Here is a 21,904-nt window from a genome sequence, read left to right as displayed (position 1 = left end):
CGAGCCGGACACCGTAGATGTGACGCCAGTGTCCGTTTGGAAAGGCGTGCGACATTGTTTCAGGTTTCCCGCCGCGCAATCCACTAGGAAACCTGGATGGCTCGATCGCATCCGCTACCCGACGCTAGGCAGGGAAAGGGGGCCGAACGGCGACGCGAAGTTTTCCCAGATGTTGTCGGTGAGATCGAGGCCCAGACGGTCCTTGCCTTCGGCGCCTGGGATTTCCGCAACGATCCGCGCGAGCGGGATCGTCAGTTCGTAGTGGAGTCCGCCCGCCTCATGGTTCCGTTGCGCTGTTCCGTGCAACATCGCGGGGACCGCGCGGGTCAACAGGGTTGTTCCAAATCCGCCGGACGTTGAAGCCTCTTCCCTGGCGGCGTGGACACTGGAATCAGATTCCTGCCAGACGAAATGCAACGTCGCATCAGCAGCCGGTTCACCGGAAATCTCCCATGCCAGCCGAACAGTTCCGCCGAGTGTTGCAAGGGCGCCGTATTTCACCGCGTTCGTGGCGAGCTCGTGGGTGGCAAGGGCAAGCTGCTGAGCAGCTTCATTGTTAATTTCCACTGCTGGACCGACAATGACCACCCTTTCGCCGTAAGTCTCGGTGATCGGCTGGAGTTGGCGGCGGACGACGCTGTCCAGCGTGGCATATGCGCTCGAGGGATCATCCATGACCGCCGCGGTCGCGTTCGAAAGCGCGTGGATTCGCCCGGAGAACCGCTCAAGGAAGGTATCGATCTCCGGCGCGCTGCGCGCCGTTTGACGCGCCAGCGAATCGACCACGGTGAGAAGATTTCGCCCACGATGCACGGCCTCACGGGTGACGACCGTCAATCTGCGATTCGTCTCGGTCAGCTCACCGGTGCGTTTCCTGACCTTCGCCTCGAGATCGCGCTGCGCCTCCTGCAGTTGGGCTAGCGTTCGCTCATGCGCGGCGACTTCCGCGCGCAACTGCGCATTGGCCTCTTCCAGCTGCGATGGGCTGGGGATCGCGACTAGCCGGGGGATCAAAGAAAAAAGCACCACGGCCGTGATCGCCGAGACGATGCCGGTGAACAGCTTCACCAAGCCGTGGAGCGGATAAATGGGCACCCAAAGCGTCAGGATCGAGATGAGATGGGTGATGCCGCAAAGCATGATAAAGGCCGCGAAAAGTGCCACGAGCTTGCGGTATCGCAGGTCTGGGCGCCGACGCAAGAACATCAGAAGCGCGATCGGGATCGCCGAATACGCGAGAAAAATCAGCAGATCCGAACCAGCATAGAGTATAACCAGCCATGGCTGCCAATACAGACAGTACCCATGCGGCATGTAGGATGCGTAGTCGAATAAGGCCTGCATCAGCGGATCCGCCTTTTCTCGGCCGGAGGAAATCACCCAGCCATAGCAATCGGGCCCATCCATAGCCGAAAACACCGCAATCGCTATAGGGAGGAGCCTTGAATTGCGCGGATCGGTGGATTGATCCGCCGTTCGACCCGGAAACGTTGCAGCGGCGGCGGACTTTCCGGCGCCGGTTGCGGTCGCTCGCGTGCCCGCCTTGGCCGCAATATCTGGCTTTCTGCCCAGACGCGGCCGGCTGCCTCTTGGCAACCCTTGAGTGTCATCCGACCGCGACGGAGGAACCGACGCGCAAGGCGCCATGCCGCCGCACGCATCGATCCCGGGTCAGCCCGAACTTGCGGTGATCGCCTAGCGGAAACCGGCGACGGCGCGCGGCAGATAGGGCGCTTCCAGCGCGGCGATCTCGTCCGCGGTCAAGTCGATGTCGAGAGAGGCGACGGCATCGTCGAGATGCTGCATCTTGGTCGCTCCGACGATCGGCGCCGTCACGCCCGGTTTCTGGCGCGTCCAGGCTAGCGCCACCTGAGCCCGGGCGACTCCCCGTGCCTTGGCGATCTCGCCGACGGCGTCGACGACCGCCTTCTCGGCATGGTCATGGGCGGTGTAGAGCCTCTTGGCGACCTCGTCGGTTTCAAAGCGGTTCGTCGCTTCGCCCCAGGGACGGGTGAGGCGCCCGCGCGCCATCGGCGACCAGGGGATGACGCCGATGCCTTCGTCCTGGCACAGCGGCAGCATTTCGCGCTCCTCCTCTCGGTAGAGCAGATTGAGGTGGTTCTGCATGGTCACGAATCGCGTCCACCCGTGCTTTTCCGACAGATGCAGCGCCTTGGCGAACTGCCAGGCATGCATGGAGGACGCGCCGATATAACGGGCCTTGCCGGCCTTGACGACGTCGTGTAGCGCTTCCAGCGTCTCCTCGATCGGCGTGCGATAATCCCAGCGGTGGATCTGGTAGAGGTCGACATAGTCGGTGCCGAGCCGTTTCAGGCTCTTGTCGATCTCGCTGAAGATCGCTTTGCGTGACAGTCCCATGCCGTTCGGGCCGTCATGCATCCGATTGAAGACCTTGGTGGCGATGACCAGTTCGTCACGGTTGCCGAAGTCTTTCAGCGCCCGCCCGACGATCTCCTCACTGGTGCCGGCCGAATAGGTGTTGGCGGTGTCGAAAAAATTGATGCCGAGCTCGATCGCGCGGCGGATGAACGGCCGGCTCTCCTCCTCCGGCATCGACCAGGAATGGGTACCGGCGTCGGGTACGCCATAGCTCATGCAGCCGAGGCAGAGCGGCGTGACATCGAGACCGGTGCGGCCAAGCTTGATCGTCTTCATGGCGGATTCCTTCCAGGGCGCTAGCTATACGGAGGATCGAGCAGCCCCCGCCGGCGGGACCATACAGCGCAATTCGCCAAGGAAAAGTCCGGCCTGGGCGAAGTTCGCGGCGCGCAGCCTGTGTCCGGGGTCGGTGGCGGCCCCGTCGGCACTCCCGGAACTAACCGCCGAACGCCCCCTTGACCTTCCAGTAACCGGAAGGTCCAAATGGACCGAACGGCTCTCTGTCGCAGCTTGTCAGCCTTCCTCTTTTCAAGAAGGACACCCGCATGTCCGCCACAAAAACCTACGCCGGCGCCACCGTCTCGCCTGGCGATCAGGCCCACGATCACCGCGAACCTTCCGCACCGGAAACCAGAGCCGACCCCGTCCTGTTCCGCGATCCGGTCTGCGGCATGACGGTCGACCCCGAGGCCGGCAAGCCAACGGCGGTCCACGACGGCCATACGTTCCACTTCTGCTCCGAGGGTTGCCGCAAGAAGTTCGAGGCGGCGCCCGAGGACTATGTCACCGCCAAGGATCCGGTCTGCGGCATGACCGTAGAGCGGGCCAGCGCCAGGCACATGGCCAAGCATCAGGGCGAGCGATTCTATTTCTGCTCCGAGCGCTGCCATGAGAAATTCGAGGCCGAGCCCGAGAAATATCTCGGCGACCGTCCCGCGCCCGAGCCGATGCCCGAGGGGACACTGTACACCTGCCCGATGCATCCCGAGATCGTCGAGGATCATCCCGACGACTGTCCGATCTGCGGCATGGCGCTGGAGCCGATGGGCGTTCCAACCGGCGAGGAAGGGCCTAATCCGGAGCTGGTGGATTTCACCCGCCGCTTTTGGATCGGCGGCATCCTCACCGTGCCGCTTCTGGTCGTGGCGATGGGCGAATATGTTGGCCTCGCCGTGCGCGGCTGGACGGGCGAGTATGTGGCGGCCTGGATCGAGCTGGTCTTGGCCACGCCGGTGATCCTGTGGGCCGGCTGGCCGTTTCTGGTGCGAGGCTACAAGTCGTTCAAGACGATGAACCTCAACATGTTCAGCCTGATCGGCATGGGCGTCTTGGCGGCGTATCTGTTCAGTGTCGTCGCCGTCCTGTTCCCGCAGATCTTCCCGGCCGGCTTCCGCACCGCCGACGGCACCGTCGGCGTCTATTTCGAAGCCGGCGCGGTGATCGTCGTGCTGGTCCTGCTCGGCCAGATTCTGGAACTCAGGGCGCGCGAGCGCACCGGTTCCGCCATCCGCGCATTGCTCGATCTCGCCGCCAAGACCGCGCGGGTGATCCGTCCGGACGGCACCGAGGAGGAAATTCCGCTCGAAAACGTCGCGCTCGGCGACCGGCTGCGCGTGCGCCCCGGCGACAAGGTGCCAGTGGACGGCGAAGTCGTCGACGGCCGCTCCTCGATCGACGAATCGATGCTCACCGGCGAGCCGATCCCGGTGGAGAAGACGCCCGGAGACAAGGTCACCGGCGCCACCATCAACAAGAACGGCAGCCTGGTGATCGAAGCGAAGCGCGTCGGCAAGGACACGATGCTCAGTCAGATCGTCGAGATGGTGGCCAATGCCCAGCGCTCGCGCGCGCCGATCCAGAAACTGGCCGATGCGGTGGCGGGTTACTTCGTGCCGGCGGTCATCGGAGTCGCAATTCTATCGTTCATCGCCTGGGCGATCTGGGGACCCGAGCCGGCGCTGGCCTATGCGCTGGTCTCGGCGGTCGCGGTATTGATTATCGCCTGCCCCTGCGCGCTCGGCCTTGCCACCCCGATGTCGATCATGACCGCAACGGGTCGCGGCGCCCAGGCTGGCGTCCTGATCAAGAACGCCGAGGCGTTGGAGCGCTTCGCCAAGGTCGACACGCTGATCGTCGACAAGACCGGCACGCTGACCGAAGGCAAGCCGCGGCTGGTCGCGGTGCTGCCGGAATCCGGCCATGACGAGGCCGAGGTGCTGCGCCTCGCCGCTTCGCTGGAGCGCGGATCGGAACATCCGCTGGCCGAGGCGATCGTCGCCGGGGCCGAGGAGCGCGGCGCCGCCCTCACCCCGGCGACCGACTTCGAGGCGATCACCGGCATGGGCGTGAAGGGTATCGTCGACGGCAAGGCCGTGGCGCTCGGCAACGCCCGATTGATGCAGGAGCTTGGCCTCAACGGCGCGGCGCTGATCGAGTCCGCCAACGCCCGGCGCGATCAGGGCGAGACGGTGATGTTCATCGTCGTCGACGGCGAGATCACGGGTCTCGTCAGCGTCGCCGACCCGATGAAGGAGACGACGCCGGCGGCGATCAAGGCGCTGCATGCGGAGGGATTCCGCATCGTCATGGCGACCGGCGACAACGAGCGCACGGCCAAGGCGATCGCCGGCCGGCTCGGCATCGACGAAATCCGCGCCGAGGTGCTGCCGGAGGACAAGGCCCGCATCATCAAGGAAATGCAGTCGGAGGGACACAAGGTGGCGATGGCCGGTGACGGCGTCAACGATGCGCCGGCGCTGGCCCAGGCCGATGTCGGCATCGCCATGGGCACCGGCGCCGACGTCGCCATCGAGAGCGCCGGCATCACTCTGGTCAAGGGCAATCTCGACGGCATCGTGCGGGCCCGCCGGCTGTCGCAGGCGACCATGCGCAATATCAAGCAGAACCTGTTCTTCGCAATGATCTACAATACCGCCGGCGTGCCGGTGGCGGCGGGGATCCTCTATCCCTTCCTCGGCATCCTGATCTCGCCGGTGTTTGCCGCTGCCGCGATGAGCCTTTCGTCGGTCTCGGTCATCGGCAACGCGCTCAGGCTCAGGTCAGTCCATCTTGACGCCCGATAATCCACCTAGTTGACGGCCATCTCCTTGCATCCTCGAAGTAGAAGGTGAATAACCTATGTCTCCCTATCTTAAACTGTTCCTCATGGTCGCAACATCCGTCGTTCTGATGTTCGGAATTACCTATCTCGAGAGCTACGACATCATCGATCATGCGTTCTTCAGCGAGACGCGCGGCTACGTCGCCTTGTTGATGGGAACAACGATGGTCGTCGTGATGCTGGCCTATATGATCGGAATGTTCCCCAACAAGGGCGCGAATATCGGCATCTTCTTCGGTGCCTTCCTGGCCTTCGCCGCCGTTCTCTATCTTGTCCGAAGCCAGGTGACCGTCGACGACGTGGATTACATGGAAGCGATGATTCCGCACCATTCCATCGCCATCCTGACCAGCGAGCGGGCGCAGATTTCCGATCCGCGCGTCCGCAAGCTCGCCGACGAGATCATCAAGGCGCAGGTCCTCGAAATCGCCGAAATGAAGGCGCTGATCGCCGACTTGGAAGGCGGACCGAAGGCAACGCCGGAGATCGACGGCAAGTAAGCACCTCGATCAGACCGCTACGGCCCCCTCAGATCAGCCGGCTGTAGCGCAGACGGTCATGGATCGCCGCGTGGATATTGCGCGCGGCGATCGCCCCCTGCCGTCCCGCCGGCGAAATGGCGACTTGTTCGACGCTGGAAGCGGTGCTCTTCACGCCTCGTCAGCCGGCGGCAGGAGGACGATCTTGCCCGCATAGGTCTTGGCCATGAAGGCGTCCTGCGCGGCGCGGATATCCGCGAGCGGGTAGGTCTTGGACACCATCGGCCGCAGCCGGCCAGAATTCACGTATTCGATGATCGCCGCGAAGACGGATGGCGGCTGGAACGTGCTGCCGAAAAGGGAAAGATCCTTCAGATACAGATCGCGGACGTCGAGCGCGACCATGGGGCCGGCGATCGCGCCGGCGGTCACGTAGCGGCCGCCGCGCTTCAGCAGCGCAATCGAGGTCGCAAACCCCGGTCCGGCCACCACATCGATCACCACGTCGATGCTCTGTGCGCCAGGGTGCATCAGCAGATCGGCGTCGCGGTCGACGACGTCATCCGCGCCAGCCTCGCGAACCGCTTCAGCCTTGGATGCACTCGCCTGCGCAACGATTCGCGCGCCCCGCAACCGCGCCAGCTGAACAGCGGCCATGCCCACGCCGCCGGACGCTCCGGTGACGAAGACCCGATCCGCCCCGGTTACGCCGGCCCGCTGAAGCATGCCCTCGGCGGTCGAGAAGGCGCAGGGGATCGCCCCGAGTTCGATGTCGCTCAGATCGGTATCGACGGCATGGGTCTCGACCGCGATGGCGATGCAATATTGCGCGAAGGCACCGTCGCGTTCCGAACCCAACGTTCCCAGGTCGAAGGCTCCGCCGTCTCCGAGCGAGGCCTGCATGCTGGCCACAATGACCCGTTCTCCGACCCGTGCCTCGTCCACCCCCTCGCCGACCGCGACGATCGTCCCGCAGCAATCCGCGCCCTGTATGCGGGGCAGTTGCAGCGGCGTGCCTGACCAGGAGGCATCCTTGGCCTCTCCGGTCCCGCCTTCGTCGCCGCTCGCCCCGGTGACGGCCTTGGAATACCAGCCCGTGCGGGTGTTGATGTCGGTGTTGTTGATTCCGGCCGCGTGGACGCGGATCAGGACCTCTCCGGCGCCCGGCCGCGGCACGGCGAGATCGGTGCGGTAATCGAGCTTGTCCAGCCCTCCATGGCCGGTCAGCAAGACGCCGTGCATCGTTTGTGGAATGGGCCTCGTTGTCAGTACCATGTGTCCTCCATCGAGCGCGTCTTGCGGGCGACGAGGTCGCGCATTGCCTCGTCGATAGCGAGGTCGAGCGGCGGCACGCAAGGATGGCCGGGCCTTTCCACGCGCTTCAGTCCTTCGACAGCTTGTCCAGAATCGCCGAGAAATCGCGGCCCTTGCCGCCCGCGGCGACGAAGGCGTCGTAGATGTCGCGGGCGTGGCCGCCGAGTTCGGTGGTCGCGCCGGCGCTTTCGGCCGCCTCCTGCGACAGGTTCAGATCCTTCAGCATCAGCTCGGCGGCAAAACCTGGCTTGTAGTCGTTGTCGGCCGGGCTCTTCGGGCCGATGCCCGGCGCCGGGCAATAGGTGTTGATCGACCAGCACGAGCCGGACGAAGTCGAGGCGACGTCGAACATCGCCTGCCGGTCGAGGCCGAGCTTGTCGGCGAGATGAAACGCCTCGCAGACGCCGATCATGGAAATGCCGAGGATCATGTTGTTGCAGATCTTCGCGGCCTGTCCGGCGCCCGCCGCGCCGCAATACACCGCCTTCTGGCCCATGATGTCGAACAGCGCCTTGCCCTTGGCGAAGGCGTCCTCGCCGCCGCCGACCATGAAGGTCAGCGTGCCGGCCTCCGCCCCGCCGGTGCCGCCGGAGACCGGCGCGTCGAGCGACAGGAGCCCCGCCGCTTCGGCCAGCGTGTGGACCGCGCGGGCACTGTCGACGTCGACCGTCGAGCAATCGATGATCAGCGCGCCCTTGTCGGCGACCTTGACGATGTCGCCATGCACGGCGCGGACGATCTCGCCATTGGGCAGCATGGTGATGATGGCGTCCATGCCCCGCACCGCCTCATTCAGGGAGCCGCCTGCCGCAACGCCGTCGACCGAGACGCCGGCCGGGTCGAAGCCGGTCACATCGTGGCCCGCCTTGGCGAGGTTTTTCGCCATCGGCGCGCCCATATTACCGAGACCGATGAAACCGATCCTCATGCTTGATCCTCCCACGTGAGTTCGTCGTCGCCGAGCGGCGCCAGGATCGCGTCCACCCGCTCCTGCGGCAGGTCCTCGATCCGCGCCACCGACCATTGCGGCTGGCGGTCCTTATCGATCACCGCCGCGCGAATGCCTTCGAGGAAGTCGCCTTGTTCCTGGCTGCGGAAGGTGAAACGGTACTCGCGGGCGAGCGCGTTCTCGATCGTCGGATCGTCGCGCACCGCGCGCAGGATCGCCAGCGTCGCCGCCACCGAGATCGGCGAGCCGCGCCGGATCGCCTTCAAAGTCGTTTTGGCGAATTCGCTGCCATCCGCCTCCAGCGCCGCGACGATCGCGGCGGCGGACGGGCCGCCAAACAACTGGTCGATCGCGTCACGCCGCCCGGCCAGCTCACCTTCGGGCGGCGTCTCGGCGAAGGCATCGATCGTTGCGGCATCGCCTGTCTCGATCAGCCGATCGACGAGGTCGGCCAAGCGTTCGGACGGCACGCAGACATCCGCGAAGCCGGCGAGGATCGCGTCCGCCGACCCCATGCGAAAACCGGTCGTGCCGATATATTCCCCCAGCCGCCCCGGCGCCGTCGCCAGGATCAGCGAGCCGCCGACATCGGGCACCAGACCGATGCCGCATTCGGGCATCGCCACCATCGAGCGCTCGGTGACGATGCGATGGCCGCCATGGGCCGCCAGCCCGACGCCGCCGCCCATGACGATGCCGTCCATCAGCGCGACATAAGGCTTGTCGTAATGGGCGATCAGCCGGTTCAGGCAATATTCCTCGGCCCAGAAGCGCTGGCCATAGGCGAAATCGCCGGCACGACCGTACTGGTAGAGCTCGGCGATATCGCCGCCGGCGCAAAATGCCCGCTCGCCGGTCGCATCGATGATCACCAGCGCCACGGCATCATCCGCCGCCCAGTCGCGCAACGCCGCCTCGATCGCCCGCGCCATCTCCCAGGTCAGCGCGTTCAGCGCCTTCGGCCGGTTCAGCGTGATCCGCCCGGCCCAACCCTCGACCCGGATCAGCACGTCGTCGCTCATCGTCTCGTCCCGCATCGCGCTCACCCGTGCTCGGCCAGAAGCGCGCGGGCGGTGATCATCCGCATGATCTCGTTGGTGCCCTCGAGGATCTGGTGGACGCGTAGATCCCGGACAATCTTCTCGATGCCGTAGTCGGCGAGATAGCCGTAGCCGCCATGCAGTTGCAGCGCCATGTTGGCGACGTTGAAGCTGGTATCGGTGACGAAGCGCTTGGCCATGGCGCAATGCTTGGTCGCGTCGGGCGCCTTGGTGTCCAGCTTCCACGCCGCCTGACGCAGGAAGATGCGCGCCGCCTGCAACTCGGTCTCCATGTCGGCGAGCCGGAACTGCAACGCCTGGAACTCGGTCAGATTCTTGCCGAAGGCCTTGCGCTCCTTCATGTAGGCGACCGACTTGTCGAGCGCCGCCTGTGCCGCCCCCAGCGCGCAGGCGGAAATGTTCAGCCTTCCGCTGTCGAGCCCCATCATGGCATAGGCAAAGCCCTTGCCCTCCTCGCCGAGCAGCGCGCCGCCCGGCACCTTGCAGTCCTCGAAACGCACTTCGGCGGTCGGCTGGGCGATCCAGCCCATCTTCTTTTCCTGCGCCCCGAAGGAGAGGCCCTCGGTGCCCTCTTCGACCAGGATCGCCGAAATCCCCCTCGGCCCCGCCTCGCCGGTCCGCGCCATGACGACATAGAGGTCGGAAAAGCCCGCGCCCGAAATGAAGCTCTTGGTGCCGTTCAGGACATAGCCATTGCCGTCGGGCTTGGCGCTGGTGCGAAGCGCCGCCGCGTCGGAGCCAGAACCCGGCTCGGTCAGGCAGTAGCTCGCCACCTTGTCCATACTGCCGAGCTTCGGCAACCATTCGGCCCGCTGCTCCTCGGTCCCGAACGCGTCGACCATCCAGGCGACCATGTTGTGGATCGACAGGAACGCTGCCACCGACGGGTCGCCATAGGACAGCGCCTCGAAGATCAGCGCCGCGTCGAGCCGCGCGAGACCCGAGCCGTAATCGTCGCGCACGACGATCGCCGCCATGCCGAGGCCGGCGAGTTCGACAAGCACGTCGCGCGGCAACGCCTTGTCTTCCTCCCAGCTTGCCGCGTGGGGCGCCATCTTCTGGGTGGCGAAATCCCGCGCCACCGCGAAGATCTGGCCCTGCTCGTCGCTCAGCGCGAAATCCACCGGCGTCTCCTCCCCTGCCGCGGCTGGAGTGCGCCGCTGCCGAGAACAGGTCTAGAAGGCTGAGGGCAGCGCTTCAAGGGCGGGAGGGGCGCGACGCTTGCGGATGGGTACACAATTCGTGTATTATCCAAACTTCGGCGGAGGGTCCATCCATCGAGTTCGAATGGGATGATACGAAGGCTGCGTCCATCTCGATAAGCACGGTGTCGACTTTATCGATGCCGCGCAAATCTTCGCTGGATCCACCGTTGAAGCGATAGACGATCGCGCGGACAATGGTGAAATCCGAATTCGCGCCATCGGGAGGCACGACGGTCAGCATTTACGTCGTGATCTACACATTTCGAAACGAAACGAGACGCCTCATTTCGGCGAGGAAGGCGGGCAGAAATGACCGAGACCGTTACGACAAGAGTATCGCTCGGCGAGCTGCGCGGACGAAAGGGCCGAACGAGAGCTGATGCGCCGGACGCTCCGGACCTCGGCCAGGATTTCTGGGACAAGGCGAAAATCGTTCAGCCGGAGCCCAAGAAGTCTGTGCATCTGCGGGTCGATGCCGATGTGCTGGATTTCTTCAAGGCGCAAGGCAAAGGCCATCTGACCCGGATGAACGCAGTCTTGCGCAGCTATGTCGAGGCGCGACGCGGAAGCTAGGTGAATTGCGGGCGCGTGATTTCTTTATGGACGTCATCCCCCCGCCGCATCCCGTATCGCCTTCATGTTGGCTTCGTAGTGCGCCGGCGTGCCGCCCTTGAAGATCGCCGAGCCGGCGACGAGCACGTCGGCGCCGGCCTCGACCACCAGCGGGGCCGTCTCGGAGGTCACGCCGCCGTCGATCTCGATATGGATGTCGCGGTCGCCGATCATCGCCTTGACCCGCCGCACCTTGTCGATGACCGAGGGAATGAAGGCCTGCCCGCCGAAACCCGGATTGACCGTCATCAGGAGGACGAGGTCGAGCCGGTCGAGCACGTACTGGATGACGCTTTCCGGCGTTGACGGATTGAGCGAGACGCCGGCCTTCTTGCCGAGCGCGCGGATCGCCTGCAGCGAGCGGTCGAGATGTCTAGTCGCCTCGGCATGGACCGTGATGATATCGCAGCCAGCCTCGGCGAAGGCTTCCAGATACGGGTCGCACGGCTCGATCATCAAATGGCAGTCGAACACCTTCTTCGACGAAGTCCGTACCGCCTTGATCACTGGCGGGCCAAAGGTGATGTTCGGTACGTAGTGCCCGTCCATCACATCGAGATGGATCCAGTCGGCGCCGGCCTTGTCGACCGCCGCGACCTCTTCGCCAAGGCGCGCGAAGTCCGCCGAGAGGATCGAGGGTGCGATGATGACAGACTTGGTCATGGGGTCTCCTGCGTGCTGGCGTCGTCCCGGCCGGGCGGTTCGTTGAAGACCCGGCTGGCGGAAATGTCTTCCGCCTCGATGCGCGAAAGCTTCTCGGCATTCAAGGGACTTTCGGCGGTTTCGAACAGCCGGTTGGCCTGTCTGAGCCGCGCCCGATCGAGCGCGTTGCGGATCGAGCGGGCATTGGCGAAATGCGGCTGGGCCCGGCGCCGCTCGATATAACGCGCCAGCACCGCCTTCGCTTCGTCGGCGAGGTGATAGTTCTGCCGCTCCAGCATGCCGACCGAAATGCGCAAAAGCTCGTCGTTCGAATAGTCGGGAAAGTCGATGTGGTGGGCGATGCGCGAGCGAAATCCCGGGTTCGACTCGAAGAATTTGTCCATCCGGTCGGCATAGCCGGCGAGGATGACGACGAGGTCGTCGCGCTGGTTCTCCATCACCTGCAACAGGATCTCGATCGCCTCCTGCCCGTAGTCGCGCTCGTTCTCCGGACGGTAGAGATAATAGGCCTCGTCGATGAAGAGGACGCCGCCCATCGCCTTCTTGAGGATGTCCTTGGTCTTCGGCGCGGTGTGGCCGATATATTGGCCGACGAGGTCGTCCCGGGTGACCGAGACGAGATGGCCCTTGCGGATGTAGCCGAGGCGATGGAGGAGGTTCGCCATCTTCATCGCCACCGTCGTCTTGCCGGTGCCGGGATTGCCGGTGAAGCTCATGTGCAGCGTCGGCGTCTCGTGGGCGAGGCCAAGCCGGCGGCGGGCCCGCTCGACCAGAAGCAGCGCCGCGGTCTCGCGAATCCGCTTCTTCACCGGAGCGAGGCCGATGAGATCGCGATCGAGTTCGTCCAGCACCTCCCTGACGCCGGCATCCTCGTATTCGCGCCTGAGGTCGACGGTTATGGGGGCGGTTTCGTCAGCGTTGTCACCAATCGCGGCTGCTTGCGGCTCCGCCGTCGTCGTCGAGGGCGCGGTTTCGCGGTCGGACTTTCCGCCTTTGTTCAATTCGTCGAGGTAGCTCATTGGGTGACCTCCCGTTTGCTTGGGTTTGCGCCTTGAGCGCAGCGGCTGCGGCCGCGCTATCCTTACAGAAAGGCCGCTGACCCCGACGCTTCGTCATCCTCGGGCTCCGTCCCGAGGATGACGGTGGCTGGGGTGATTACACCGCGTACCGTTCGCCTTCCGGCTTGTCGGTGGCGTAGGTCTCGGTGGTGTAGCGGATGTTGCGGCCTTCCATCTCCTGCCGGCGCAGGCGGAAGCCGGGCTCTTCCTTCGGCCGGTTGACGATGAAGCTGAGCTTCACCGATTCCCAGCCATGGCTGGAATCGAAAGCCGACATGCGGATGTAGCGGTCGCCATGGGCCTTGCGGCACGCCGTCAGCTCCATCATGACACCGGCCGCGTCCGCGATGTCGAACATCGGATGGCCCCACATGTCCCAATAGGTGTTTCGCGGATGCGGGTCGTCGGTATATTCCAGATTCACCGCCCAACCATTGTCGAGACAGTATTGCACCTGGCTGGTGATCTGCTCGTCGGTGAGATCGGGCAGGAACGAAAAGGCTCCCTGGGTGATGCGCATGGATCGAGTTCCTTAGTCTGGCGGCGAGCGGCGCTGCGCGCCGGGGCGGCCGCTGTGAGGGAATGATGACGGGCGGAGCGCGGAAGAGGAGGCGCGCTCCGCCCTGGGCGGCTCAGGCCGAAGCCGTCGCCGTCACCTGGTAATCGGGCGAGTCGGTCGAGGTGTAGTTGAAGGTCACGTCCTTCCAGGTATCGAGCGCCTGTTTCAACGGCGTGCAGCTTTTCGCCGCCTCGTTGAGGATGTCCGGCCCCTCGTTGACGATGTCGCGGCCCTCGTTACGGGCGAGGATCATGCATTCGAGCGCCACGCGATTGGCCGTCGCGCCGGCGGCGATGCCCATCGGGTGACCGATCGTGCCACCACCGAACTGCAAGACGACGTCCTCGCCCAGAAGGTCGATCAGCTGGTGCATCTGGCCGGCGTGGATGCCGCCTGAGGCGACCGGCATCATCTTGTTCAGCGAGGCCCAGGGCTGGTCGAAGAAGATGCCGTTCTCCAGCTTCTTCGACGTGAACTCGTCGCGGCAGATGTCGTAATAGCCCTTGGTCGTCGCCGGATCGCCCTCCAGCTTGCCGACGACCGTGCCGGCATGGATGTGGTCGACACCGGCCAGACGCGACCATTTGGCGATGACACGGAACGACACGCCGTGGGTCTTCTGGCGCGTATAGGTCGAGTGGCCGGCGCGGTGCAGGTGCAGGATCATGTTGTTGCGGCGTGCCCACTTGGCCATCGACTGTATCGCCGTCCAGCCGATGACCAGGTCGATCATGATGATGCTCGACCCGAGCTCCTTGGCGAACTCGGCGCGCTCGTACATATCCTCCATGGTCGCAGCGGTGACGTTGAGATAGCTGCCCTTGATCTCGCCGGTGGCGGCCTGCGCCTTGTTGACCGCCTCCATGCAGTAGAGAAAGCGCTCGCGCCAATCCATGAAGGGCTGCGAGTTGATGTTCTCGTCGTCCTTGGTGAAGTCGAGTCCGCCCTTCAGCGCCTCGTAGACGACGCGGCCGTAATTGCGCCCGGAAAGACCGAGCTTCGGCTTCACCGTCGCGCCGAGCAGCGGCCGTCCGAACTTGTCGAGGCGCTCGCGCTCGACGACGATGCCGGTCGCCGGCCCCTGGAACGTCTTCACATAGGCGGTCGGCAGCCGCATGTCCTCGAGCCGTAGCCCTTTCAGCGGCTTGAAGCCGAAGACGTTGCCGATGATCGAGGCGGTGAGGTTGGCGATCGAGCCGGATTCGAACAGGTCGAGATCGTAGGCGATATAGGCGAAATATTGATCCTCGGTGTTCGGCACCTGGTCGACGCGATACGCCTTGGCGCGGTACTTTTCCGCCGCCGTCAGCCGATCGGTCCACACCACGGTCCATGTGGCCGTGGAGCTTTCGCCCGCCACGGCGGCGGCCGCCTCGATCGGATCCACCCCGTCCTGGGGGATGATCCGGAAACAGGCGATGACGTCGGTTTCCTTCGGCTCGTAGTCGGGCTCCCAATAACCCATCTTGCGGTATTCCATGACGCCGGACTTATAGCGGTCCTTGCCCTTGATGGTCTGCGAGGCCTGTTGCATAGCGCTCTCCTTCCTGGATCCCTGGTTGGGTGCCATCGCCAGCTCGGCAAATTTCGGCACGACTTCTCCGTTCGCCGCGAGGGGTGCCTCGCGCCGTTGTGATTCAGCTTTGTCTCGGTTCGTTTGCCGCCCGGCCGATCAACCGGCCAGGTGACGGCCCGCCCTACTCGGCGGCCTGGCGCACTGCGATGCGCGGTTCGAGTTCGCCCTTGGCGTAGCGCGCCGCCATGGCGTCGAGCGACAGCGGCCGGATCTTGCCCGCCTGACCGGCACAGCCGAAGCGCTCGTACCGGTCGAGGCAGAGCGTCTTCAGCGCGTCCATCGCCGGCACCAGGAACTTGCGCGGATCGAACTCCTCCGGCTTTTCAATCGCCACCCGGCGGAACTGGCCGGTCATCGCCATGCGGCAGTCGGTGTCGATATTGACCTTGCGGACGCCGTGCCTGATGCCGCGGACGATCTCCTCGACCGGTACGCCGTAGGTCTCGCGCATCTTGCCGCCATATTTGTTGATGATCGCCTGCAGGTCCTCCGGCACCGAGGAGGAGCCGTGCATGACCAGATGCGTGTTCGGCAGCTTCTGGTGGATCGCCTCAATGATGTGCATGGCGAGGATCTCGCCGTCGGGCTTGCGGGTGAACTTATACGCGCCGTGCGAGGTACCCATGGCGATGGCGAGCGCATCCACCTTGGTCCGGCGGACGAAGTCGACGGCCTGCTCCGGGTCGGTCAGAAGCTGGTCGGTTTCCAGCTTGCCCTCGAAGCCGACGCCATCCTCCTTCTCGCCTTCGCCGGTCTCCAGCGAGCCAAGCACGCCGAGTTCGCCCTCGACCGAGGCGCCGACCCAATGGGCCATCCGGGTTACCCGCTCGGTGATGTCGACATTGTAGTCGTAGGAGGCGGGCGTGGTCATGTCGGCTTCCAGCGAACCGTCCATCATCACCGAGGTAAAGCCGTGGCGAATCGCCGACAGACAGGTCTGCTCGTTGTTGCCGTGGTCCTGGTGGATGCAGACCGGGATCTGCGGAAACATCTCGACCAGCGCGTCCATCATCTTCGACAGCATGATGTCCTTGGCGTAGGAGCGCGCCCCGCGTGAGGCCTGCATGATCACCGGGGCGTCGCTCTTGGCGGCCGCCTCCATGATCGCCAGTCCCTGCTCCATGTTGTTGATATTGAAGGCGGGAACGCCGTAGTCGTTCTCGGCGGCGTGATCGAGAAGCTGGCGGAGGGTGATCTTGGCCATAAGGGTCTGGTCTCCTTGATACGGGCCGCGTCGGTCCTGGTCGACGGGCGAGCCCGTCGACCAGCGCTCAGGACGCGCGGCGTTTCTTTTCCATCAGTTGCATGATCAGCGGCGTCAGGATGAGTTGCATGGCGATGTCGAGCTTGTTGCCCGGGGCGACGATGGAATTGGCGCGCGACATGAAGCTGCCGGGGATCATCGACAGGAGATACGGAAAGTCGATGCCGCGCGGGTTGGCGAAGCGGATGACAATCATTGATTCGTCCGCTGTCGGGATCCAGCGCGCGATGAACGGGTCGGACGTGTCGACGATCGGCACGCGCTGGAAGTTGATGTTGGTGCGGGCGAATTGCGGGCAGATGTATTTCACATAGTCCGGCATGCGGCGCAGGATCACGTCCATCACCGCCTCGGTGGAATAGCCGCGCGAGGCCTTGTCGCGGTGGATCTTCTGGATCCATTCGAGATTGATCACCGGCACCACGCCGATCTTAAGATCGGCGAGCACGGCAAGATCGACCGTGTCGGTCTTCACGCAGCCATGCAGGCCCTCGTAAAATAGAAGGTCGCTGCCCTCTTCCAGTCCCGCCCAGTCCGAGAACGTGCCGGGCGCCGCGCCATAGAGCTTCGCCTCGGCATCGTCGTGAATGTAGTGTCGGGTCTCGCCACCGCCCTTGCGGCCATAGTCGGAAAACACCTCCTGCAGCTTGTCGAGGATGTTCGCCTCGGGGCTGAAATGCGAGAAGTTGCGGTTACCGTTGCGCTCCTCCTCGGCCATCTTGTCCTTCATCGCCTGCCGGTCGTAGCGATGGAACGCGTCGCCCTCGATGAACACCGCCTTGACCTCCTCGCGGCGGAAGATCTGGTCGAAGATGTTCTTCACCGACGTCGTCCCGGCGCCGGACGAGCCGGTAATGGCGATGATCGGATGCTTGGCCGACATGTTTTAGTGTCTCCTCCCGGACCCGAAGCACTCCCGCTTCGGGTCCTTTCTTCCCTCAGGCTCTGAACAGGCTGCGCTTGCCGAACAGTGGCGAGCGCTCGCTCAGCGCCGCCGGATCGGCGATGTAGCGGCCGACCCGTTCGACCTCGCGCCGCGAGCCGAACACCAGCGGCGTGCGCGCATGCAGCCCCTCCGGCACGATGTCCAGAATGCGGTTGATGCCGTCGGTCGCCTTCCCCCCGGCGTTCTCGACGCAGAAGGCGACCGGATTGGCCTCGTAGACCAGCCGCAGCCGGCCCTTGGCATAGCCCTTCCGCGCGTCGCCCGGATACAGAAAGATGCCGCCGCGCACCAGGATGCGGTAGCCGTCGGCGACCATCGAGGCGATCCAGCGCATGTTGAACTCGCGCTCGCGCGGCCCCTCCGCGCCGGCGAGGCAATCGTCGATATAGTTGCGGATCTGCGGGTCCCAGTGCCGATAGTTCGACGCGTTGATGGCGAACTCGCTGGTCCGGTCCGGAATCTCCACCGCCCCCTTCAGCTCGACGAAGCCGCTGGCGCCGGGCGAGAAGATGAAGACCGCCGTGCCGTTACCGAGCGACAGCACCAGCAAGAGTTGCGGCCCGTAGATGAAGAAGCCGGCGCCCAGTTGGCGCGAGCCCGGCTGCCGGAACACCGAGCCCGGGTCCGCCCTGTGTTCCTCAGTCACCGGCAGGATCGAGAAGATCGTGCCGACCGACACATTGGTGTCGATGTTGGACGAGCCGTCCAGCGGATCGATCGCCAGAGCGAGCGTCCCGGCCGGGTCGAGCGTCACCGGCTCGTCCTGTTCCTCCGAACCGTAGAAGGCGATGGCCGACGCCTTCGCCGCGTCCATGAACAGCCGGTCGGCGACGACGTCGAGTTCCTTCTGCACATCGCCGCCGGCGTTGGTCGCCTCGCGCGACGAGCCGAGATTGTCGCCGCCGCCGGCGATGATCGTGTCGCGCAGCTTGATCGCGGCCGAGCAGAGCTGACGGACCGTTTCGGCGACCGTTTCGCGGGTCGGGTCGGAGCCCGCGGCGGACTGAAGATAGGCGTCGAGAGACGAGGGCATGGTTTCCTCCTGGGTGGCGTCGAAGCTCCGCGTCGCCGTTCACCCGTCGTTGGAAGGATGTTGGATGGCGCTCGTAGCTAAGTAAAATTCATTATCTTTACCCGATCGATAAATTAAATTATGGATCGGTTATGCGTAACCTCACATTGCGACAGCTGCGATCGATCCAGGCGATCGACCAGCACGGGACGATCGCCGCCGCCTCCCGGCAGCTCGGCCTCACCGCGCCGGCGGTGACATTACAGCTAAAGCAGCTGGAAGACGATTGCGGACTGGCATTGTTCGACCGCACCCGCGAGGGCATGCGCCTGACCGTTGCGGGTGCGGCGGTGCTGGACGCCGCCAATGCCATCGAAACGACGCTCCGGGCGCTCTCCGACGAGATCCTGGCGATCAAGGGCGTGCGCTCGGGCACGATCCGGCTCGGCGTCCTGTCGACGGCGAAATATTTCGCGCCCCGGCTGATCGCCGCGTTCCGGCGCGAATACCCCGACATCGAGATCAAGCTGATCGTCGGCAACCGGTTGGAGATCATCCGGGATCTGAAATCCTATCAGCTCGACATCGCGCTGATGGGGCGGCCGCCGATCGAGTTTCCGGTCGACGCGATGGTGTTCGGCGACCATCCGCTGGTGATGATCGCGGCCCCCGGGCATCCCCTCGCCAGGGCCCGCGACATCGACCGGGCGCGGCTCTTGAAGGAAACCATCATCATTCGCGAGCCCGGCTCTGGCACCCGCGCCTCGCTGGAGGGATTCTTCGCCGGCCATCCCGGCGAGCTGGACGAGGTCAGCGTCGAGATGGGCTCCAACGAGACCATCAAGCAGGCGGTGATGGCCGGGCTCGGCATCGCCTTCATATCGGCCCACACGATTGCCTTCGAGGTGGAGATGGGGCGGCTGGTCGTCCTCGACGTGGCGCATCTGCCGATTCGCCGGCAGTGGTTCGCGGTCTGCCGCAAGGAGCGCATGGCCGCCCCGGCCGAGATCGCTTTCAAGGAGTTTCTCATCAAGCGCGGCGCCGCCCATCTGCCACTGCTCGGCAAGCTCTACCCGGCCGAGGGGCTGGTGGCCGAGGGCTGAGGAGGCCGCTTCGTCACATGGGAGCAGCGACCGGACGCGTATTCGGTAATGGCATATCTGGCAGCGGCATCCCCGCTCCGGTCCGGTCGCGCGCGGCAGGCTTGCCGCCCGCTTGCGCAAGACCGACCTGAATTGCGCTGGGAGGAAGCGGGAGCGTCAGCGACGCGCCCGACTTCGCTTTTCGGGAAGCCGCTCCCGCGGGCTGGCGAGGGCGATGCGCCCTCGCCAGCCTCGTCTCCACCGGGACCTTCGTGTCAGTCGAACTGCTTTTCCAGCCGATCGGCCAGCCGCTCGCCGGCGCTGATCTCGGCATGCGCGCGTTCGACCACGCTCCGGGTCTCGGGGGCCAGGTCCGAGCGTTCCAGCGCCTCCTGGAACTTCTTGGCGATGTAGTCCTCGCCCTCTTCCACCCGCTCTGCCGCCGCCTTGTCGCTGTCCTGGAACGCGTCCGCCAGGCTGGTGAAGGCACGGTGCGCGGCACCCAGGGTGCTGCCCTTTTCGCGTCTGTCGCCACCGAGACGAACGATTTCGTCGTTCAGCATGCGCACGGTCTCGCGGCGTTTGGTCGCCTGCTCGCGAAGGGTCTGTTTCAGGCCCGGGTTCCTGGCCTTCTCGGCGGCGGTCTCGTACCCCAACGCGCTGTCTGCGGCGGTGTCGGTGAGTGTCCCGAGAATCGAAAGTCCATTGTCCACGATCATGCTCCTTGGTTCTTTTGCGTGTCTGCGTCTCGGAACGCACGAGCCGGGTTCCCGTTCCGCGATGGCGGACGCCCGCAGCGGGCGGCGGAAGGCTCGGCGGGATCGGTGCGAGGGTCACGGTCGCAGCCTTCGGCTGCGCCGTCTGTCAGGTACCTCTTGAGCGCTGGACCCTCACTTCGGCACGAACCGCCCGTCGTCGAGCATGTGAATCGCCATTCCCGCATCCATTGCCTGCGGTCCTGACTACCGCGCCGAGATTGTTTCCAGCGCCTCGCGCGCCAGCGCCGGTGCCACGGCGAGCGTGGCATGAGCCGCGTTCAACCGGATTTGCGCGTTGGGATGAGGCGCAGGCCATCACCTTCATCTCGGCCCACACCATCGCCTTCGAGGTGGAGATGGCGCGACTGGTGATCCTCGACGCCGCCGACCTGCCGATCATGAGGCAATGGCAGGCGGTCAGCCGCCAGGAGCGCATGGCCGCCCCGGCCGACATCGTCTTCAAGGAGTTTCTCGTCAAGCGCGGCGACGCCCATTTGCCGCTGCTCGACAAGCTCTACCCGGCCGAGGGAATGGCGCCGGAGGGCTGAGGGGGCGGCATGGTTCGATTTGATCGAAAAGGATCAGCTTTCGATCTATGCCTTTTTGAACCTTGGCGAAACGGAATGAATCGTGCACCCTAGCAGTGTATTCATCTGGAGGATCAAGGGATGCCTGCAGTCTCCTCAAGTGCGATGACGTACGTCGAATATCGTGATCATTCCGAAGAACTCGATATCGTCTTCACGTCCGGACGCTTATATACGTATTATGGCGTACCTCGAGATGTATACGAAGGTCTTTTAAGATCGAGTTCGAAAGGGCAATTCTATAACGAACACATAAGGGACATTTTTACGGATCAACCATGAAGCTTGATAAATTGCAATTTACCAATTTCCGCTGTTTTAGAAGAGAAGAAATCGAACTGGCTGATTACGTCTCATTTGTCGGTCCGAACAATTGCGGAAAGTCGACCATTCTTACGGCGATTTCCGCGCTCTATGACGAGTCAGTGCGCGGATCAACGCTAGCGAGCGCTGACTTTCATGTCGACGCAGGTGAAGCTGATCTGCATATACGATATGAATTCTCTGATCTCACAGAACAAGCATGCGCAGATCTCTCACATTACGTTAGAAACGGCCGCGTCGTATTTGATTTGGTAGCGTCGAGATCCGCCTCGGGCGGTGTCTCGACCAAGTGCCGAGGCGTCCGATACGGCTTGCCCCAACTTGCTCCTTTCTTTGCGGCTCCCAATGCCACTGCTAAGAAATCCATTTATGAGCGGCTTCGCGGAGAAGGCGCGCACCTTCCACCTTGGAAGAACATGGGTGACGCCGAGGCTGCTCTGAGAGATTTTGAGGGGAAAAGGGATTCCGAACACGTGGCAATTCCTAGCGAAGAAAACGCTTACGGTGCGGCGGGTCCAATACATAAAATCCGACGACATCTTGACTGGATTTACGTTCCAGCAGTGAAAGACGTTTCCGCAGAGGCCTCTGAATTACGAAACTCCGCTTTTTCCAAGCTGATACTTTTAGCAATCAGATCTAAACACAATTTTTCCGAAAAAATCAAAGAAATTCAAGATAATGCAGGCATAGAACTAAAGAAAGCTATTGAGGATTCTGGTGATGCCCTGAAAGATGTCGGGGGCGATATTGACAAGCTTTTTAAATCCCTTACCACCTCTAGAGTCGATGTCGCGCTTCAGTGGGATAATCCAGAAACTTTGATCTTACGCGAACCGACGATTAGCACAATCTTCAAGGACGGCCGCGTACTCGGTGCTCCGGAAATTTTCGGGCACGGCCTGCAAAGAACGTATTTGATGGCCTTACTAGG

At 63.8% G+C, this 21,904-nt stretch carries 24 protein-coding genes; 7 read left to right on the top strand and 17 right to left on the bottom strand.

What is annotated here, in order from left to right; all coding sequences use genetic code 11:
- Positions 1–114: 114 nt before the first annotated feature.
- Both ING15_RS15550 and ING15_RS15545 read right to left on the bottom strand, forming a co-directional pair.
- Positions 115–1,407, bottom strand: a complete 1,293-nt coding sequence (locus tag ING15_RS15550) for a sensor histidine kinase (RefSeq protein ID WP_206455753.1) — start codon at positions 1,405–1,407, stop codon at positions 115–117.
- A gap of 288 nt (positions 1,408–1,695) precedes the next feature.
- Complete coding sequence (locus ING15_RS15545; protein WP_206455752.1) at positions 1,696–2,676, bottom strand: aldo/keto reductase; 981 nt, start codon at positions 2,674–2,676, stop codon at positions 1,696–1,698.
- A 269-nt stretch (positions 2,677–2,945) separates the two neighbouring features.
- On the opposite strand from ING15_RS15545, the gene ING15_RS15540 reads away from it, so the two are divergent.
- Together ING15_RS15540 and ING15_RS15535 are read left to right on the top strand one after the other, a co-directional pair.
- Positions 2,946–5,483 (top strand): heavy metal translocating P-type ATPase, encoded by a 2,538-nt coding sequence (locus ING15_RS15540; protein ID WP_206455751.1) that lies wholly within the window; start codon positions 2,946–2,948, stop codon positions 5,481–5,483.
- Positions 5,484–5,538: 55 nt separating this feature from the next.
- Complete coding sequence (locus ING15_RS15535; protein ID WP_206455750.1) at positions 5,539–6,021, top strand: DUF305 domain-containing protein; 483 nt, start codon at positions 5,539–5,541, stop codon at positions 6,019–6,021.
- 28 nt (positions 6,022–6,049) lie between these two features.
- On the opposite strand, the gene ING15_RS19765 is transcribed toward ING15_RS15535, so the two are convergent.
- The 6 genes from ING15_RS19765 to ING15_RS19565 form a co-directional block, all read right to left on the bottom strand.
- Entirely contained in the window at positions 6,050–6,175 is a 126-nt protein-coding gene (locus tag ING15_RS19765) for a hypothetical protein (protein ID WP_269812752.1), read from the bottom strand.
- Complete coding sequence (locus ING15_RS15530; protein WP_232845806.1) at positions 6,172–7,275, bottom strand: alcohol dehydrogenase family protein; 1,104 nt, start codon at positions 7,273–7,275, stop codon at positions 6,172–6,174. Before ING15_RS15530 ends, ING15_RS19765 begins: the two co-directional genes overlap by 4 nt.
- A gap of 106 nt (positions 7,276–7,381) precedes the next feature.
- Positions 7,382–8,242 carry a 3-hydroxyisobutyrate dehydrogenase gene (gene mmsB, locus ING15_RS15525; protein ID WP_206455749.1) on the bottom strand — a complete coding sequence of 287 codons (861 nt, stop codon included), beginning with the start codon at positions 8,240–8,242 and terminating at the stop codon, positions 7,382–7,384.
- The gene (locus tag ING15_RS15520) at positions 8,239–9,285 is read right to left on the bottom strand and encodes an enoyl-CoA hydratase/isomerase family protein (RefSeq protein ID WP_206455748.1); all 1,047 of its coding nucleotides are present in this window, start codon (positions 9,283–9,285) and stop codon (positions 8,239–8,241) included. Before ING15_RS15520 ends, mmsB begins: the two co-directional genes overlap by 4 nt.
- Before the next feature lie 20 nt (positions 9,286–9,305).
- Positions 9,306–10,448 carry an acyl-CoA dehydrogenase family protein gene (locus ING15_RS15515; RefSeq protein ID WP_206455747.1) on the bottom strand — a complete coding sequence of 381 codons (1,143 nt, stop codon included), beginning with the start codon at positions 10,446–10,448 and terminating at the stop codon, positions 9,306–9,308.
- Between the two features lie 73 nt (positions 10,449–10,521).
- Entirely contained in the window at positions 10,522–10,770 is a 249-nt protein-coding gene (locus ING15_RS19565; RefSeq protein WP_232845805.1) for a hypothetical protein, read from the bottom strand.
- Positions 10,771–10,838: 68 nt separating this feature from the next.
- Between ING15_RS19565 and ING15_RS15505 the strand changes: the two genes are divergently transcribed.
- The gene (locus tag ING15_RS15505; protein ID WP_206455746.1) at positions 10,839–11,102 is read left to right on the top strand and encodes a BrnA antitoxin family protein; all 264 of its coding nucleotides are present in this window, start codon (positions 10,839–10,841) and stop codon (positions 11,100–11,102) included.
- Positions 11,103–11,135: 33 nt separating this feature from the next.
- Here the strand turns inward: ING15_RS15505 and rpe are convergent, their stop codons facing one another.
- From rpe to ING15_RS15470, 7 genes are all read right to left on the bottom strand, one after another.
- On the bottom strand, positions 11,136–11,804 hold the full coding sequence (gene rpe, locus ING15_RS15500) for a ribulose-phosphate 3-epimerase (RefSeq protein ID WP_206455745.1): 669 nt from the start codon (positions 11,802–11,804) through the stop codon (positions 11,136–11,138).
- The gene (gene cbbX / locus ING15_RS15495; RefSeq protein WP_232845804.1) at positions 11,801–12,823 is read right to left on the bottom strand and encodes a CbbX protein; all 1,023 of its coding nucleotides are present in this window, start codon (positions 12,821–12,823) and stop codon (positions 11,801–11,803) included. Before cbbX ends, rpe begins: the two co-directional genes overlap by 4 nt.
- A 136-nt stretch (positions 12,824–12,959) precedes the next feature.
- Positions 12,960–13,382, bottom strand: a complete 423-nt coding sequence (locus ING15_RS15490; protein WP_206455744.1) for a ribulose bisphosphate carboxylase small subunit — start codon at positions 13,380–13,382, stop codon at positions 12,960–12,962.
- Between the two features lie 112 nt (positions 13,383–13,494).
- Complete coding sequence (locus ING15_RS15485; RefSeq protein ID WP_206455743.1) at positions 13,495–14,955, bottom strand: form I ribulose bisphosphate carboxylase large subunit; 1,461 nt, start codon at positions 14,953–14,955, stop codon at positions 13,495–13,497.
- Positions 14,956–15,118: 163 nt separating this feature from the next.
- Positions 15,119–16,201: a class II fructose-bisphosphate aldolase gene (gene fba / locus ING15_RS15480; protein WP_206455742.1), complete on the bottom strand. Its 1,083-nt coding sequence runs from the start codon at positions 16,199–16,201 to the stop codon at positions 15,119–15,121.
- Positions 16,202–16,268: 67 nt separating this feature from the next.
- Positions 16,269–17,144 (bottom strand): phosphoribulokinase, encoded by an 876-nt coding sequence (locus ING15_RS15475; protein WP_206455741.1) that lies wholly within the window; start codon positions 17,142–17,144, stop codon positions 16,269–16,271.
- Between the two features lie 55 nt (positions 17,145–17,199).
- Positions 17,200–18,240 (bottom strand): class 1 fructose-bisphosphatase, encoded by a 1,041-nt coding sequence (locus ING15_RS15470; RefSeq protein WP_206455740.1) that lies wholly within the window; start codon positions 18,238–18,240, stop codon positions 17,200–17,202.
- 131 nt (positions 18,241–18,371) lie between these two features.
- Here ING15_RS15470 and ING15_RS15465 point away from each other — a divergent pair, with 131 nt between their 5' ends.
- On the top strand, positions 18,372–19,322 hold the full coding sequence (locus ING15_RS15465; protein WP_206455739.1) for a LysR family transcriptional regulator: 951 nt from the start codon (positions 18,372–18,374) through the stop codon (positions 19,320–19,322).
- A 254-nt stretch (positions 19,323–19,576) separates the two neighbouring features.
- On the opposite strand, the gene ING15_RS15460 is transcribed toward ING15_RS15465, so the two are convergent.
- Both ING15_RS15460 and ING15_RS19980 read right to left on the bottom strand, forming a co-directional pair.
- Complete coding sequence (locus tag ING15_RS15460) at positions 19,577–20,014, bottom strand: ferritin-like domain-containing protein (protein WP_332873843.1); 438 nt, start codon at positions 20,012–20,014, stop codon at positions 19,577–19,579.
- Positions 20,015–20,263: 249 nt separating this feature from the next.
- Positions 20,264–20,341 (bottom strand): DUF2019 domain-containing protein, encoded by a 78-nt coding sequence (locus tag ING15_RS19980; RefSeq protein WP_210348917.1) that lies wholly within the window; start codon positions 20,339–20,341, stop codon positions 20,264–20,266.
- Between ING15_RS19980 and ING15_RS15450 the strand changes: the two genes are divergently transcribed.
- From ING15_RS15450 to ING15_RS15440, 3 genes are all read left to right on the top strand, one after another.
- A complete protein-coding gene (locus ING15_RS15450; RefSeq protein ID WP_206455737.1) occupies positions 20,308–20,607 on the top strand; it encodes a type 2 periplasmic-binding domain-containing protein in 300 nt (99 codons plus the stop codon). The two genes, ING15_RS19980 and ING15_RS15450, sit on opposite strands and share 34 nt — an antisense overlap.
- Before the next feature lie 120 nt (positions 20,608–20,727).
- A complete protein-coding gene (locus ING15_RS19975) occupies positions 20,728–20,928 on the top strand; it encodes a KTSC domain-containing protein (RefSeq protein WP_206455736.1) in 201 nt (66 codons plus the stop codon).
- On the top strand, positions 20,925–21,904 hold a 980-nt coding region (locus ING15_RS15440; RefSeq protein ID WP_206455735.1), incomplete at its 3' end, for an AAA family ATPase. The genes ING15_RS19975 and ING15_RS15440, both read left to right, overlap by 4 nt.

This window comes from Aurantimonas marina (genome assembly GCF_017183135.1).
Taxonomy (GTDB): domain Bacteria; phylum Pseudomonadota; class Alphaproteobacteria; order Rhizobiales; family Rhizobiaceae; genus Aurantimonas; species Aurantimonas marina.
This window is presented reverse-complemented; position numbering and strand designations above follow the sequence as displayed.

What these genes read in the sequence shown, in the direction of transcription:
- rpe (WP_206455745.1), bottom strand. Translation starts at nt 11,804, where the DNA reads ATGACCAAGTCTGTCATCATCGCACCCTCGATCCTCTCGGCGGACTTC.
- ING15_RS15475 (WP_206455741.1), bottom strand. Translation starts at nt 17,144, where the DNA reads ATGTCGGCCAAGCATCCGATCATCGCCATTACCGGCTCGTCCGGCGCC.
- ING15_RS15485 (WP_206455743.1), bottom strand. Translation starts at nt 14,955, where the DNA reads ATGCAACAGGCCTCGCAGACCATCAAGGGCAAGGACCGCTATAAGTCC.
- ING15_RS15490 (WP_206455744.1), bottom strand. Translation starts at nt 13,382, where the DNA reads ATGCGCATCACCCAGGGAGCCTTTTCGTTCCTGCCCGATCTCACCGAC.
- ING15_RS15540 (WP_206455751.1), top strand. Translation starts at nt 2,946, where the DNA reads ATGTCCGCCACAAAAACCTACGCCGGCGCCACCGTCTCGCCTGGCGAT.
- ING15_RS15465 (WP_206455739.1), top strand. Translation starts at nt 18,372, where the DNA reads ATGCGTAACCTCACATTGCGACAGCTGCGATCGATCCAGGCGATCGAC.
- cbbX (WP_232845804.1), bottom strand. Translation starts at nt 12,823, where the DNA reads ATGAGCTACCTCGACGAATTGAACAAAGGCGGAAAGTCCGACCGCGAA.
- ING15_RS19565 (WP_232845805.1), bottom strand. Translation starts at nt 10,770, where the DNA reads ATGCTGACCGTCGTGCCTCCCGATGGCGCGAATTCGGATTTCACCATT.
- ING15_RS19975 (WP_206455736.1), top strand. Translation starts at nt 20,728, where the DNA reads ATGCCTGCAGTCTCCTCAAGTGCGATGACGTACGTCGAATATCGTGAT.
- ING15_RS15545 (WP_206455752.1), bottom strand. Translation starts at nt 2,676, where the DNA reads ATGAAGACGATCAAGCTTGGCCGCACCGGTCTCGATGTCACGCCGCTC.
- ING15_RS15550 (WP_206455753.1), bottom strand. Translation starts at nt 1,407, where the DNA reads ATGGATGGGCCCGATTGCTATGGCTGGGTGATTTCCTCCGGCCGAGAA.
- ING15_RS15520 (WP_206455748.1), bottom strand. Translation starts at nt 9,285, where the DNA reads ATGAGCGACGACGTGCTGATCCGGGTCGAGGGTTGGGCCGGGCGGATC.
- ING15_RS15470 (WP_206455740.1), bottom strand. Translation starts at nt 18,240, where the DNA reads ATGCCCTCGTCTCTCGACGCCTATCTTCAGTCCGCCGCGGGCTCCGAC.
- fba (WP_206455742.1), bottom strand. Translation starts at nt 16,201, where the DNA reads ATGGCCAAGATCACCCTCCGCCAGCTTCTCGATCACGCCGCCGAGAAC.
- ING15_RS15530 (WP_232845806.1), bottom strand. Translation starts at nt 7,275, where the DNA reads ATGGTACTGACAACGAGGCCCATTCCACAAACGATGCACGGCGTCTTG.
- ING15_RS15505 (WP_206455746.1), top strand. Translation starts at nt 10,839, where the DNA reads ATGACCGAGACCGTTACGACAAGAGTATCGCTCGGCGAGCTGCGCGGA.
- mmsB (WP_206455749.1), bottom strand. Translation starts at nt 8,242, where the DNA reads ATGAGGATCGGTTTCATCGGTCTCGGTAATATGGGCGCGCCGATGGCG.
- ING15_RS15535 (WP_206455750.1), top strand. Translation starts at nt 5,539, where the DNA reads ATGTCTCCCTATCTTAAACTGTTCCTCATGGTCGCAACATCCGTCGTT.